Raw genomic sequence first — 14,473 nt, forward strand, 5'->3', positions numbered from 1 at the left:
AGGAATTTTGAAATGAAAAAAGGTATTAACCGTGTTGTATTAGTAGGAACAGGAGCAGTTGGGTGTAGTTATGCTTACTGCATGATTAACCAAGCTGTAGCTGAAGAATTTGTTTTAGTGGATGTAAATGAAGCAAAAGCTGAAGGAGAAGCAATGGACTTAAGCCATGCCGTTCCTTTCGCACCAGCTCCAACAAAAGTTTGGAAAGGTAGTTATGAAGATTGTAAAGACGCAGACCTTGTTGTAATTACAGCTGGATTGCCACAAAAGCCAGGTGAAACACGCTTAGATTTAGTTGAGAAAAACGCTAAAATTTTCAAGCAAATTGTTCGTAGCATTATGGATAGCGGCTTTGATGGCATCTTCTTAATCGCAACGAACCCTGTAGATATTTTAACTTACGTAACTTGGAAAGAATCTGGTTTACCGAAAGAACGCGTAATCGGTTCTGGTACAACTCTTGACTCAGCTCGTTTCCGCTATATGTTAGGTGAGTACTTCGATATTGGACCTCATAACATTCACGCTTATATTATCGGAGAGCATGGTGATACAGAACTTCCTGTGTGGAGTCACGTATCAATTGGTATTCAAAAACTACAAACGCTTCTTGAAAAAGACAACACATATAACCAAAAAGATTTAGATGATATTTTCGTAAACGTTCGTGATGCAGCTTATCACATTATTGAACGAAAAGGTGCTACATACTACGGCATCGGCATGTCACTTTTACGTGTTACGAAAGCAATCTTAAGCAATGAAAACAGCGTATTAACTGTATCAGCATATCTTGAAGGTCAATACGGCCAACAGGATGTTTATATCGGCGTACCTGCTGTTTTAAACCGCGGCGGTGTTCGGGAAATTTTAGAAGTTGAACTAAGTGAAGAGGAAGAATTAAAATTCGATCACTCTGTTCAAGTGTTGAAAGAAACAATGGCTCCTGTTCTTTAATCATATTTTCCAATCAAAAAAGCAATCCGATTTATATTGGATTGCTTTTTTATACTTTTATAGTTCCCCCTCAATTTAAACGGTAATATTATCTATAAAAAGGGGTGATTTCATGAATGATTCTTTGACGATTGCAATCCTCTTGCTAGCTGTAGCATCCTTAATACTTTTCCTCTTCTTAATCATCAGAACGCTATTTCCAACTAAAAAATATGATAAGAATCTCGGATTGATTCTAATTATTTTAAGCTTGTTAGCAATACCGATAAGTATCTTCCTTGTAGGAGGATGGGCAGGTATGGGAGTTAGTGTAATTGCAGTCTTTATTTTTGCTGCTGTTATTATAGCTTTAATTGCAAATACCTTCATTAAACTACCTCCTCCAAAGAAAAAATAATAAATGACCGATGTTTTCATCAAGAGAAAACATCGGTCATTTTCTATCACTTATTATCTTTAATCGGTTCATCATTATTTACATCAAGTACATCTAATAAAAAGATAAAGATTGGAATCCCAATAATAAGCCCCCATATTCCGAGGAAATGCTCTGAAAAGATAAGAATCATAAATGTATAAAAAACAGGTAAATTCGTTTTTGCAGACATAAATTTTGGATTTAATAAATAACTTTCAAGAGCGTGGATTACTGTAATGAACACTAGTATGTAAACAACATACACAACCCCGCCGACGTTATAGGCAATGATACAAAGTGGAAACAATGAAATGATAACACCAGCAACTGGAATCAAACCGAGTAGAAAGACCATGACAGCCAATACAAGAAGCTGTGGAAATCCTAAAATGACAAGTGCAATTACAGTGAGCACACAATTTACAACCGCAATTAAAAACTGTGCTTCAATCACTTTTCCGAACGATCTTGCAAACCTTTCACCGAAATATGCAATCTCCTCATAAAAAATTTTCAGCTTACTATCTTTAAATTTCGAAGTAAATGCTATAATGCGTTCTTTTTCTAATAAGAAAAATAAGCTTAAAATAAGAGAAAGTAGTATTTGTAAACTGACTTTTCCTATGTTTGCTATCGATTGATAAATGACATCTACACCTTGTTCGATATATTTCGATACTTCCATTCCATTAATTGTCGAAAGTGCATATTTAATTATCTCGTTATCAGGTGGGTTTTGAAAAAACAATTTAAATTGATAAATTAATTGTGAAATTTGTATCGTTAGTACAGGCAAATATTTATATAGTGTAGTTACAATAAACGTCACTAACACAATATATAAACCAGCAATAACCACTTTCCTATTTACTTTCAATTTTTTTGAAATAAACTTTTGAAATCGATCCATCAAAAACGTGAGAATAAACGTAATTAATATTAAATTAATCATACTTTTTAATCCATACAATACAAGCACTAATATTATTAAAACGAGAAACCGTTGAAACCCTCTGCTTCGAAAGAAATTTTTCACTTCATTCATTAAGAATTAACCTCCCCCTTCAATGGATGGAAATTGGATATATTACATTTTATGAACTTCTATAGACAATCTTTCTTACTAATTGGAAAGAATCCTTTTTTTCTTTTTTATTGTCGGATTTTTTTATCTACTACTTTTCTAAAAACTACTTTATCAACTCTATATTTTAGGAGATCGTCTATTTTTAGACTGCTGTTCATACGCATATCCAATATTAAAAAGTTCTTTTTCACCAAACTGTTTCCCAACAAACACTACACCTACCGGCTGACCATCAGAATCATATCCTGCCGGCACTGCTAATTCTGGATAACCAGCCACAGCTGATAGAAGAACTTCATCGTTATTAATCATCACAAGAGCATCCAAACCTTTTTCTACTAAATACCTATCTAGCTCTTTTCTTGCATTTTCTTGACTCGTTTGAACTATTTTTTCAAACTCATCTTTCGTTATAGCAGATTTCTCAGAACCCTCAATTAATGTTTGTCCATACTTTATTCGTCGTTTACTATCCTTTTTATTAAACGCTATAATCTCTTCTAACGATTTTACTGGCACATTTTTTTGCCGTGAAAGATAATCGTTAACATTATGCTTGAACTCATATTCTAATGTTTGCAGATTATCTACACCCTCGCTGTTTAACTGAACATCATCAGTCAATATTGCACCTGCATCTTCAAGGTCCTTTCTAATCTTTTTCGCTACTGCTTTTCTAATTTCATCTTGTTGTTCTATAGAAAAAAGAATCCCTATCTTTTTCCCTTTTAATCCATCTATCGATAACTCCTTCGTATAATCCATTCTATCTCTATCTTTCATTTTTTCTATCATAGCATCTTTTCCATCATAACCTACCATTGAATTAAATAGCGTTGCTGCATCTTTGACCGTTCTTGCCATTGGCCCTGCTGTATCAAGTGTTTCAGCTAACGGGATAATTCCTGTTCTGCTAACCATACCTAAAGACGGACGTAACCCAACTACTGATTGTTGCGTTGCCGGTGCTACTATGGATCCCGTCGTTTCCGTCCCGATTGCAAGCGGTGCAAAATCAGCTGCAACCACTGTAGCAGATCCTGAACTCGATCCTGATGTATCAAATGTAATCGGGCCATATGGATTTAAATTTTGTCCTTTCTTCCCACTATATCCACTTGGCATTGTAAAAGATAAATAATTCGCCCACTCAGACATATTTGCTTTTCCTAAAACAAACGCCCCTTCTTCTTTCAACTTCTTCACAATCATCGCATCTTCATCTGCAATCCAATCTTTTAATACATAAGTTCCAGCACTTGTCGGCATAACATTCGCTGTTTGTACATTATCTTTTACGATGACAGGAATGCCGTATAAGTTCGATTTCTTATTTAAAAATCTCTCTTTATCTAACTGTCGTGCTTCCTCCATTGCATTAGGATTAATCTCTGTAACAGCATTTAATGATATTCCATTTTGATCATGTTCTTGTATTCTAAAAAGATAAATACTCGTTAATTCTTCATATGATAATTTCCCATCATCAACCATTTTTTGAAGCTCATCCACAGTCGCATTTACAACTTCTTTTTCTTTTATCTTTATATTATCTATGTCGATCCCTTTAAGCTGATTATGTATCGGTTTTAACACTCTGTCTTTATCATATACAATACGCTCAGGTTCCTTTGGAAAATAATTTTTATACACGTAATATCCTCCGGCACACACCAATAGAACAATACCTCCAGCGATAGACAACGTTATCTTTACCCATTTTTTCATGTTGCTTCCTCCACTCTAAAAGTTGCTCATTTATATAAAAAAGAGAGTTACCTTTTACTTAACTCTCTCCAATCAAAATGCTAAATGAAAAAATGAAAGATTTCAATCTAATTACTTTTTTTTTGCATTTGCTTTGCTAACAATTCCTTCACCTGATTATATGTTAACCCTGAATTTTTATTTAAACGTTTCACTTCATCAACATCAGTACCGACAACTGTATATTTTTTCTCATCATTCATGTTCCCACTTCCTTTCTCACCAGATTATTTCTTATATTTCTTCCCTAAATGCACATAAATTAACACCAATACGAATAGGGAAGCTGGACTAAATTAAATAGACGAGACAGATGATATAGTATTCAATAACTAAAAGGAGTTCTGTTGCGTAAGAGGAATAGATAAAAATATGTCGAATTTATATACTTATTGAATTTAAGGACATGGAGGATGCATTTTGAAAACATATGAGTTTAAACATAACATTCCAACATTGGAAGAGTACAAATATTTGTGTGATTCTGTTGGATGGACTAATTATATGAATTTTGAAGTAGCGGATACTTCACTGAAGCATTCTATTCACTGCATCACGGTCAAAGATAATGAAAAAATTGTGGGCATGGGGAGAATTGTTGGTGATGTATCTATCTATTTCTATATTCAAGATATAGTGGTTCATCCGGATTATCAGAAACATGGTATTGGGAAAGAAATAATGCATCTTTTGGTTGCATACTTAAATGAGAATGCCCCTGATAAGGCGTTTGTCGGTTTATTTGCATCACAAGGTAAAGAATCGTTCTATGAAAAATTTGATTTTAAAAATTACTCACCAAACATGACGGGGATGTTTACTGTCATTTCAAAAACATGATAGATTTTTAATTGTAGGGAAAACTTCGATTCATATGAAAGAAATTATTCTTGCAGTAACCTTTTCCACAATCGCATTTAAACATTACATACGAAAGGAGAGTACATATATAGCTATATATGTACTCTCCTTTCATTTATTTAACTCTGTATATATTAAATTTCTTAATAAAATTTCACTACATCTTCAGTAGGTAAGAATGTTCTTTCCCCTGGTTGTTCATTTGGCTCACCAAATGGCATTTGTCCTACTAAACTCCACTCCGCTGGAATATTCCATGTTTCTTTCACTTCAGCATCTACGATTGGATTGTAATGTTGTAATGATGCACCAATTCCTTCAGCTGATAATAACATCCATACAGTATGTTGTAGCATTGCATTTCCTTGATGAGACCAGAATGGGAATTGATCTTTATATAACGGTGCATTTTCTTGCATTTTTTCTACAGTTGCTTGATCTTCAAAGAATAAAACGGTACCTACACCTGCATGGAAACCTTTTAGTCTTTCTACAGTCGCTTCAAAGTTTTCTGCTGGTACGCGTGATCTAAGCGTTTCTTTTACGATATCCCAAAACTTTTCATGCTCTCCATCCATTAATACGACCATACGGCCACTTTGCATATTGAAAGAAGTTGGTGCATGTAAAGCTGTTTTTAATACTTCTTCAATTCTTTCCTTTGTAATTGTAGCGTTTTTTGTTACTTTACGAATTGAACGACGGTTCACGATTGCTTCTTTTAAGTTTGTTGTAGTTGCTGACATTTTAATTCCTCCAAATATATGTTTTATTATTTTTATTTAAACAAATCAACTTGAGTCTTTCATGCAAGACGAATTAGCAATATCCATCCGTCTTACATTGCATCCCTTCAAATGAATTTGTTTTATCCTTTTCGATTTCTTTATCAATTACTCTTTCTAGCGTTTCTTTACTAGCAAGTCCTTGAATGACTTCATCTCCAATCATGACAGTTGGAACAGCCATAATATTCGCTTCATCATATGCATGCTGAATTGCTTCTTGATGTTTTTCTTTATATTTACGATTTACTAAAGCATCTTTAAATTCAGCTTCAGGAAGCCCTACTTCTACCGCTAATTTCGTTAATACATCAATATCTTCAATGTTTTGCTCTTCTTGGAAAAACGCAGTAAATACTCGGTGATGATACTCATTTCCAAGTCCACGCTCTTTCGCAAATTGGCACCCTTCAAAAGCTAAATGTGTATATGGATGCGGAGAAACACGTGGCAGACGCATTTCAACCCCTAATTTTTTTGCAGTAGGAAGAATGAAAGAATCCCATGAACCTAACTTATCTGGCTCGTTCCAAGGATCTATTTTAGAATATGGACTTGGACGCAATTCAAATGGCATCCATTCGATTTCTACATCTTTCTCTTTCGCTACTTCATCTAATGGACCTTTTGCTAAAAAGCAAAACGGGCATATAAAATCTGAGTATACTTTCATTTTCACAGTCATATTATTTGCACCTTACCTTCTTTTTATTTTTAGATGTAACCGAAACGGTTACAATTTTGAGAAAAAAATATGCATTCCCTTTTAGAGACTTGCAATTATCATATTATGCATTCATTTTTTGTTGTAAAGATTCAAATAACTGCCCCATCGTAATATTTCTCAACACTTCTTCCATCGCAGATTGCGCCTGAACTAAAATAACCTCTAAAACAGCTTGAATATTCGCCCCAATTGGACAGTCTGGATTCGGTTTTTCATGAATGTGAAATAGTTTGTCTTCTTCCACTACATTCACTGCATGATACACATCTAATAATGTGATTTCATGTAAATCCTTTAATAATCCCGCGCCACCCGGACCGCGTTTGACGTATACAAACTCAGCTTGTTTCAAGTAAGACGTTATTTTTCGAATTACTACCGGATTTGTATTTACACTTTCGGCCATATAGTCCGAAGTACAAACTGAAGATGGATTGTTTTTCAAAATAGATAAAATATGAACAGCTATAGAAAAGCGGCTACTAATTTTCATTGTGATTACCACCTCGATGTAATCATTATAGTTACAACTAGAGTATAAGTCAATCCTTTTTACAAATTTTTTAAAGCAAATAAAAAAGTGCCCCATTACAATATATGAGACACCTCTTCTTATTCTGCAAACAAGTCTTGAAATTCTTCAATAAATAGCTGCACAGCGATTGAAGAATCCTTTAATGAAGGAACAGCTAAAGCAATTTCTCTCCATACTTGTGGTTCCAATTCTCTCGTTTGTATATTCTTTGGTAAACTCGTTAAAGATAACTCAGCCAAAATTGCGATTCCTAATCCTTCTTGAATCATATTTAAAGCTGTTGTAACTGTGGAAATTATATATTCAGCCCGAAGTGGTACGTTCGCTTGTTTAAACATATCGATAATGGGTGGTTCGTACCCACCCTTACATAATATGATCGGTTCATTCTCTAAATCACCTATTGTAATAGAATCATTCTTACAAAGAGGATGATCCTCTCTTAAGACAACAACCATTTTCCCCTTCGTTAAGGGCACGATCTCCATATCTTTATTAGGCAAGATAACAATTCCTATATCAACAACCCTCGATACTAACCAATCTTCAACTTCTTTAATCGTGCCTTCACAAAGAACGACTTCTAAGTTCGGATACTTCTCCTTAAAAAGATTTATCATTTTGGGTAAGAAATGTGCAGAAGCACTCGGAAAACTCCCAATTCGAATCGTCCCAACTTCGTGCCCTTTCTCCATCGCTACTTCTTGTTCAATCTTCTCAACGCCGTTTAAGATTTCTCTAATATGTACAAGAATTCTATTTCCAACATCCGTAACGATTAGCCCTTTTCGTTTATCGCGTATAAGAATGGTAACTCCTAACTCTGACTCAATGCTTGAAATCGCATGACTTACAGCTGGTTGTGTCATATTTAACATCCCGGCAGCCTTCGTAAAACTCCCTAATTCAACCGTTTTAATTAAAACTTGAAGTTGTGTAATGGTCATAACTAATCACTTATACTCCTTATAAAAAAGATTCATTTTATTTATCATAGTCGATATCATATCATAGTGAAATGGAATACAACAAGGAGGGATTACAGTGACACAGCTTTCTCGAACTAAGACGGCCATAATCCTTACATTTCTCGTTATTATGTGGGGAATTAATTGGCCGTTATCAAAATTCGCTCTGCATTACACACCACCCGTACTCTTTGCAGGGATTAGAACATTAATAGGAGGATTTATCTTACTTACTTTCGCATTACCGAAATACAAACAATTAAATTTAAAGGAAACTTGGCATTTATACTTTATTTCATCTTTACTCAATATTATTTTGTTTTACGGACTACAAACTGTCGGACTTCAGTATATGCCCGCCGGACTCTTCTCCGCAATCGTATTTCTCCAACCTGTCTTACTCGGCATTTTCTCATGGATTTGGCTTGAAGAATCTATGTACGGCTTGAAAATTTTCGGACTTATTCTTGGATTTATTGGTGTTGGGGTTATTAGCTCTAGTAGTTTAACTGGACATATTTCTATTATCGGTGTACTACTTGCTTTAGGGTGCGCTATCGGCTGGGCACTCGGCACAGTATTTATTAAGAAAACTGGACACCGCGTTAATGCCATTTGGATGGTAACACTTCAGCTTATTATTGGCGGACTTTGCTTAATCGGATTTGGTTCAGAATTTGAGAGCTGGTCTAACATCGCTTGGAGTATACCATTTGTAAGTGTACTACTATTCATCTCGTTCTTTGTTATTGCAATGGGATGGCTCGCTTACTTTACACTTGTAGGAGCTGGTGAGGCAAGTAAAGTTGGGGCTTATACGTTCCTTATCCCACTGATCGCTATTATTGTAAGCTCTATTTTCTTACATGAGGCCATTACAATTAGCTTATTCATCGGACTTTTATTTATTATCGTAAGCATTTGTTTTGTAAATATAAAGCCGAAAGCACTTGCTGTAAGGCAGCAAGTTGAAGTGAAATAAATAGATATGAGAAAGAGTCTACCACTTTGATATGATCCCCTTATAGTAGACAGGAAAAAGAAAGCACATTAACCTGTTTACTATGGAGGGGATTTTTTCATGGGAAAAATTAGAGTCACTTACGATGTAGAATTTAAGAAACAAGCTATAGATTTATACTTAAAAGAAGGCATGAGCTATAAAACCATTGCGAAAGAATTAGGTATTCATCACTCGGTTGTAAGTCGTTGGGTGAAACACTTTGAAGCTGAAGGAATCAAAGGACTAGAAGAAAAACGCGGTAAAGCGAAAGGACCAGGTTTAGGTAGACCAAGGGTTAGACCCGAAGATCCTGAAGCTAAGATCAGACGATTAGAAGCGGAAAATGAAATGTTAAAAAAGCTCTTAGGGATGTAAAAGGAGGAATGAAAGTCGTATCCAAAATAAAAAAATTCGAAGTCATCCATGAAATGACAAAAACAGGTTATACAGTGACCATTCTATGCGATATTGCTGGTGTAACCAGAAGTGGATACTACAAATGGCTAAAACGGCATACGACGCCTTCTAAAAAACAATCAGAGGATATCGAAATTAAGAAAAAGATATTGGAGTGTCATAAAAAATTAAGAGGAATTTATGGATATAGAAGAATACAAGTGTGGCTGAAAGCCACATATAACCTTCATTTGAACCATAAGCACATCCAAAGATTGATGAGTGAACTAGGTATCAAAGCCGTAATTAGGAAAAAACGACCTTATTACGGAAAAAAAGAAGCTTATGTGATTTCAGAGAACCATCTAAATAGGGAGTTTCAGGCTTCAAAACCGAATGAGAAATGGGTAACCGATATTACCTATTTGATTTTCAATGGACAGCGCTTGTACTTATCCGCTATTAAGGATTTATACAATAATGAAATTGTTGCCTATGAAACCAGTCGTAGAAACGACTTAAAGCTTGTGTTAGATACGCTTAAAAAGGCAAAGAAAAAACGAAATGTGAAGGGAATCCTCTTACATAGTGATCAAGGATCCCAGTATACATCTCGTCAATATAATCAATTACTTAAAAAATATCAGATGAAGGCAAGTATGTCTCGAAGAGGCAACTGTTGGGATAATGCTTGTATGGAAAACTTCTTCAGTCACTTTAAGGCAGAGTGTTTTCATTTATACTCCTTCCGTAAAGCGAATGAGGTCAAACTTGCCGTGCGTAAATATATGCACTTTTATAATCATCAAAGATTTCAAAAGAAATTAAATAACCTGAGTCCATATAAATATAGAACTCAGGTTGCTTAGTTGCGCTTTTTAAATACTGTCTACTTGACAGGGGGCACTGCACTTGTAGGCTCTTTCTTTTTTACCATTTTATCAGTACAGTCACTTAACATCTTAGCAAAAGGAAAATTTTCCTTTTTTATTGTATGATGATAATTAAGTAGAAAATAGTATCTCTAATACATATGTATGGACTAACAATTCTAATCATAAGGGGGAATTATATGGTTTTACAGTATAAGGAATTTGGAGATTCAAGCTCTCCACTTATGGTTTTTATTCATGGGGGCGGAGTCAGTGGATGGATGTGGGACAAACAAATTAAACATTTTACTAACTTTCACTGCCTTGTTCCTGATTTACCCGAGCAAGGGGAAAATAGTAGTAAGGATCATTTTTCAATACACTTTAGTGCTGAAAAAATCATTGAATTAGTTGAAGAAAAAGGACAAGGTAAAACTGTTATAGTAATCGGTTTTTCGTTAGGTGCTCAAGTATTAATTGCAATGCTCAGCATGAAACCAAACTTAATTCAATACGCTATGATAAATAGCGCATTAGTTAAACTAATTCCTTTCGCTAAAACATTAATAAGATCCCTTGGCTTAACCTATCCACTTATAAAGAGTAAGACGTTTTCCAAAATACAAGCAAAATCAATGTACATAGATGAAACAAAATTTGATAACTATTATCATGAAAGTTGTCAAATAAGTAAAAATACATTTGTGAGGATATTAGAAGAAAATATGTCGTTTACAATACCAAAAGGTTTCGAGAATGCTAGTAGCAATATATTAGTGACTGTTGGAGAAAACGAAAAAAGAATCATGAAAGACTCGATGACTGCAATCCTTGAAAGCAATCCTACTTGCACAGGTATTATCATTCCTAAAATCGGTCATGGAATCCCTTTAGCAAATCCCAAACTATTTAATACTTTAATTGAAAACTGGCTTAAGCATGATAACCTACCAGAAGAAGTAATGACAGTCAATTGAGTTCCTTATCTTAATAAACCATGTTGTATTTGTAGCTCTAATCCCCCTCGAAGCTGCTTAATCTCAAAATTTTATTAACAAAGGTCTCATTACTTTCAATGAGACCTTTCAATGTTCCCTACTTTTTACGACGTACTACAAAAACACACGTACCTACGGAAGATACAATCGCTAAAACTGATAAGACAATTGCTATTGTTTGCATATTACTTGTACTTTCATTTTTTTCCACACTAGATACTTCACCATGTTCTCCTGTTAATGATGTACCTTTTGCAATCGTAGTAAGTGAGTGGGGCTTTTCAGCTTTCTCATCGCCTGTCCATTCAACAATTTCTCCATCTTTATATTGTTGATATGCATTCCAAGCTATTTGTTGCTCTTTATCTGGATTTTTAGCAACGAAAGTAAATCGTTGGAACTGACCAGGTAAAATCCCTTCTCCTGTTGCTTCCCATATTACAGTTTTAACTTTTCCAGCTGCATCTTTTTGTTCTTCCACTTTCCACCCTGGCACTGGCTCGTACTGTTGAAACTCGACTCCAGACGGTATTTTCAGTGTGACTTTTGTTGTTGCCATATTCTTTTCAACAGGTACCTTTATTGTATAAGTCTCCCAAGAGCCAACGTCAGAAGTTGCTGGTTTCACAGTTACGTGAGCACTAACAGGTAACGAAAAAATCCCCATTGCAATTATTGTTGCGATCATTGTTGTTCCTAATTTTTTTATACGTTTCATTTTCTATAAACTCCTTTTCATTTATAACGTCTTTTTTATCTGCCACCTACAATAAATTTATAATCCGTATCGAAACTATCAAGAGATTTTGTTAATCCGTGAACTTGTATATTCCAGTTTCCTGTCATGTTAATATACATACCTTCCGCTTCATATTCTCCCGGTGACACTGCCGAAACTTTAAATGAACCTTTGCCCATATTCATATCTAAAGATTGAGTCGTCAATACAATTTGTTCCATATCAGTAACAGGCTGTCCATTCTCATCCTTCAAAGTAATATGAAATGTATTCTGTCCTACCTTATTAGGACTTACATGTAAAGTAAGTTCATATCCATTATCTAATTGTTTACTCTCTGTAAAAGGTCCCGTAGGAGGCATCGGCGGCGTTTGTACATTTGTCATAAACGCTACGATTACAAAAACGATAATTCCAATGATAAACTCTACTTTCACCGTGGCTCCTAACCTTTGCTGCGCTCGCATTCTCCCTTTCACATAATGAATAATTCCCAATATCCCCATACACACGAATAAAAGTATCTTTGCTAATAAGGCCAATCCATACTTCGTATCAAATAGGGAATGGATCGTGGGAATAAAAAATGTACTGTTAAAAAGACCCGTTAATAAAATCACTATGACAGCACCTGTTGCCCATGGCGAAAAACGCTTAATCGCATCCCAATACATAGTCCACTTGTCATCCTCTTTATGTAAAAGAAGAACAATCGATGATAGCCCCCCAATCCATAACGAAGCTGCGAATAAATGTAGAAAGTCCATAACGACAGCAATTTCTTTAAACTTTAATCCATATGCATGACTATTGAAAGCTTTCATAACCAGTAACCCCATAAATAATACAATTGGAATGCTCCATACTTTAAACGACGAAAGCCTCTCACTCTTCACTGCAAAATATGTAACAATTATAATCGTACTAATAAGAGCCATTTGAGTGATCCATACATAACCAAAAACAGATAGCTGTAATGTTTCTTTTAATAATAAAGGATCCAATGCTTCTAACCATGAAACATCAGCATTTATTTTCGCCTGCAATGGTAGATTGAATAGTAAACTAATAAATATCCCAAATAATGATATCCATATTATTCTCTTACTCCTTGATTGAACTGAGGTTGCATTCCCTTTATACATAATAAGATTAAAGAATAGAACTCCTAAAAATAGTGAGAAACTTGTATATAGAACCCCACGTTCCATGATCATATCGATTTGCGGAACATAGCCCATCTCTTCTACTTGTATATCATCTGTTCCCGCTTCTGCTAATCCAATACGGAATGGAATAACTCCTTGAATCGGATGTCCATCAGCTGAAATAGCTTTCCACTGAATAGAGTAAAGACCATTTTTGAGATTCTCTTTTAACCCAGCCTCTAATATTTTTTTGTTTTTCTTATCAATATGTGCATCTTTTAAATCTACTCTTTTACCTGAGGTGTCTCTTACGAACAATGTATTAAAACTTGAAACTTGTATGTCCTCATCGAATTCAATTTTCACAACAGATGGTGCTTTCTTTAACGTTTCATTTTCAGCAGGATTTGATTTCACAACATACGCATGAGCAGATGCGCTTTTTGGTATCAATATGATAAACACGCACGCTATTAATAGCCATGCCCCTAACCTTCGTATTACTTTCACAATCATTTCACTTCTTTCTTCTTTCTCGCTACACTTTCATTACTTTATACTTCCTAGTTTGATTCCCTGACGAAATATTAACCTGATTAAGTATTTTTTTATACAACATGACGCTTTCTTTCTCCCCACCTTTAAACTTCCAATATAATAGCAGCTACTTTAATTAAAACAACTTACATTTTTAAAGTCGATTGTTATTATATCATAAAATATATTTATGTAAGTTTCCTAAGAAGAAAAGTTCTCGTGAATCATTTGTGAAGAAAATGTGAAATACATAAATAAAAAGGTGTTACGTTATTACGTAACACCTTTTTATTTATAAATCGTGCCATTGGAGAAGGTATAGTATTCGTTGGTGTAAGTAATTCAATTCTATCACCATCCACTTCAAGAATGGCTGCTTCTCCTTCCACACCTAGCACCTCACTTACGTAACGCTCTATTACTGTTCCTTACCAAACCTTTTCGTAAAAACGTATAACTATCTAGATCATGAACTACGATACCGCTATCCTAAACAAAATGAAACACTTCTTTAAGTCTCTCCATGATAGAGAACTCCCTTTATATCGCCACTTCTATATCATCGTTTTAATTATAATTAGAAGCTAACCTTTTCTATACAATATATCCTTTTATTTTTTATAGATATTTAAAGAATGCATTTATATGAAACGGCTATTCCTAAAGTATCATATT

At 34.7% G+C, this 14,473-nt stretch carries 16 protein-coding genes and 1 pseudogene; 7 read left to right on the forward strand and 10 right to left on the reverse strand.

What is annotated here, in order from left to right; genetic code table 11:
• The first annotated feature begins 12 nt into the window (after window positions 1-12).
• On the forward strand, window positions 13-957 hold the full coding sequence (locus NSS74_RS14295; protein ID WP_002012312.1) for an L-lactate dehydrogenase: 945 nt from the start codon (window positions 13-15) through the stop codon (window positions 955-957).
• 112 nt (window positions 958-1,069) lie between these two features.
• Complete coding sequence (locus tag NSS74_RS14300; RefSeq protein ID WP_002086206.1) at window positions 1,070-1,354, forward strand: YesK family protein; 285 nt, start codon at window positions 1,070-1,072, stop codon at window positions 1,352-1,354.
• 46 nt (window positions 1,355-1,400) lie between these two features.
• Here the strand turns inward: NSS74_RS14300 and NSS74_RS14305 are convergent, their stop codons facing one another.
• From NSS74_RS14305 to NSS74_RS14315, 3 genes are all read right to left on the reverse strand, one after another.
• Entirely contained in the window at window positions 1,401-2,420 is a 1,020-nt protein-coding gene (locus NSS74_RS14305; protein ID WP_002031308.1) for an AI-2E family transporter, read from the reverse strand.
• A 159-nt stretch (window positions 2,421-2,579) separates the two neighbouring features.
• Entirely contained in the window at window positions 2,580-4,190 is a 1,611-nt protein-coding gene (locus NSS74_RS14310) for an amidase family protein (protein WP_002141334.1), read from the reverse strand.
• A 107-nt stretch (window positions 4,191-4,297) separates the two neighbouring features.
• Window positions 4,298-4,432: a hypothetical protein gene (locus NSS74_RS14315; RefSeq protein WP_002012306.1), complete on the reverse strand. Its 135-nt coding sequence runs from the start codon at window positions 4,430-4,432 to the stop codon at window positions 4,298-4,300.
• A 217-nt stretch (window positions 4,433-4,649) separates the two neighbouring features.
• Here NSS74_RS14315 and NSS74_RS14320 point away from each other — a divergent pair, with 217 nt between their 5' ends.
• Entirely contained in the window at window positions 4,650-5,069 is a 420-nt protein-coding gene (locus NSS74_RS14320; protein ID WP_340813839.1) for a GNAT family N-acetyltransferase, read from the forward strand.
• A gap of 164 nt (window positions 5,070-5,233) precedes the next feature.
• Here the strand turns inward: NSS74_RS14320 and NSS74_RS14325 are convergent, their stop codons facing one another.
• The 4 genes from NSS74_RS14325 to NSS74_RS14340 form a co-directional block, all read right to left on the reverse strand.
• The gene (locus tag NSS74_RS14325; protein ID WP_002012304.1) at window positions 5,234-5,836 is read right to left on the reverse strand and encodes a nitroreductase family protein; all 603 of its coding nucleotides are present in this window, start codon (window positions 5,834-5,836) and stop codon (window positions 5,234-5,236) included.
• A 73-nt stretch (window positions 5,837-5,909) separates the two neighbouring features.
• On the reverse strand, window positions 5,910-6,560 hold the full coding sequence (locus tag NSS74_RS14330; protein WP_002064866.1) for a DsbA family oxidoreductase: 651 nt from the start codon (window positions 6,558-6,560) through the stop codon (window positions 5,910-5,912).
• A 103-nt stretch (window positions 6,561-6,663) separates the two neighbouring features.
• Complete coding sequence (locus NSS74_RS14335) at window positions 6,664-7,095, reverse strand: Rrf2 family transcriptional regulator (RefSeq protein WP_002012300.1); 432 nt, start codon at window positions 7,093-7,095, stop codon at window positions 6,664-6,666.
• A 119-nt stretch (window positions 7,096-7,214) separates the two neighbouring features.
• A complete protein-coding gene (locus NSS74_RS14340) occupies window positions 7,215-8,084 on the reverse strand; it encodes a LysR family transcriptional regulator (protein ID WP_002012297.1) in 870 nt (289 codons plus the stop codon).
• A gap of 97 nt (window positions 8,085-8,181) precedes the next feature.
• Here NSS74_RS14340 and NSS74_RS14345 point away from each other — a divergent pair, with 97 nt between their 5' ends.
• The 4 genes from NSS74_RS14345 to NSS74_RS14360 all read left to right on the forward strand — a co-directional run bounded on the left by NSS74_RS14345 (window position 8,182) and on the right by NSS74_RS14360 (window position 11,353).
• On the forward strand, window positions 8,182-9,087 hold the full coding sequence (locus NSS74_RS14345; RefSeq protein WP_002086216.1) for a DMT family transporter: 906 nt from the start codon (window positions 8,182-8,184) through the stop codon (window positions 9,085-9,087).
• A 99-nt stretch (window positions 9,088-9,186) separates the two neighbouring features.
• Entirely contained in the window at window positions 9,187-9,483 is a 297-nt protein-coding gene (locus NSS74_RS14350) for a transposase (RefSeq protein WP_002135468.1), read from the forward strand.
• An 8-nt stretch (window positions 9,484-9,491) separates the two neighbouring features.
• Complete coding sequence (locus NSS74_RS14355) at window positions 9,492-10,373, forward strand: IS3 family transposase (protein WP_002140633.1); 882 nt, start codon at window positions 9,492-9,494, stop codon at window positions 10,371-10,373.
• Between the two features lie 203 nt (window positions 10,374-10,576).
• Window positions 10,577-11,353, forward strand: a complete 777-nt coding sequence (locus NSS74_RS14360) for an alpha/beta fold hydrolase (RefSeq protein ID WP_002141333.1) — start codon at window positions 10,577-10,579, stop codon at window positions 11,351-11,353.
• 118 nt (window positions 11,354-11,471) lie between these two features.
• Here the strand turns inward: NSS74_RS14360 and NSS74_RS14365 are convergent, their stop codons facing one another.
• The 3 genes and pseudogenes from NSS74_RS14365 to NSS74_RS14375 all read right to left on the reverse strand — a co-directional run.
• A complete protein-coding gene (locus NSS74_RS14365; protein ID WP_002031295.1) occupies window positions 11,472-12,092 on the reverse strand; it encodes a YcnI family copper-binding membrane protein in 621 nt (206 codons plus the stop codon).
• Between the two features lie 35 nt (window positions 12,093-12,127).
• Complete coding sequence (locus NSS74_RS14370) at window positions 12,128-13,777, reverse strand: copper resistance CopC/CopD family protein (RefSeq protein WP_002141330.1); 1,650 nt, start codon at window positions 13,775-13,777, stop codon at window positions 12,128-12,130.
• A gap of 305 nt (window positions 13,778-14,082) precedes the next feature.
• Window positions 14,083-14,278: pseudogene (locus NSS74_RS14375) on the reverse strand (glyoxalase); the annotation flags it as partial.
• Between the last annotated feature and the right edge of the window lie 195 nt (window positions 14,279-14,473).

The organism is Bacillus sp. FSL E2-8868, from assembly GCF_038005505.1.
GTDB classification, from domain to species: Bacteria; Bacillota; Bacilli; order Bacillales; family Bacillaceae_G; genus Bacillus_A; species Bacillus_A mycoides.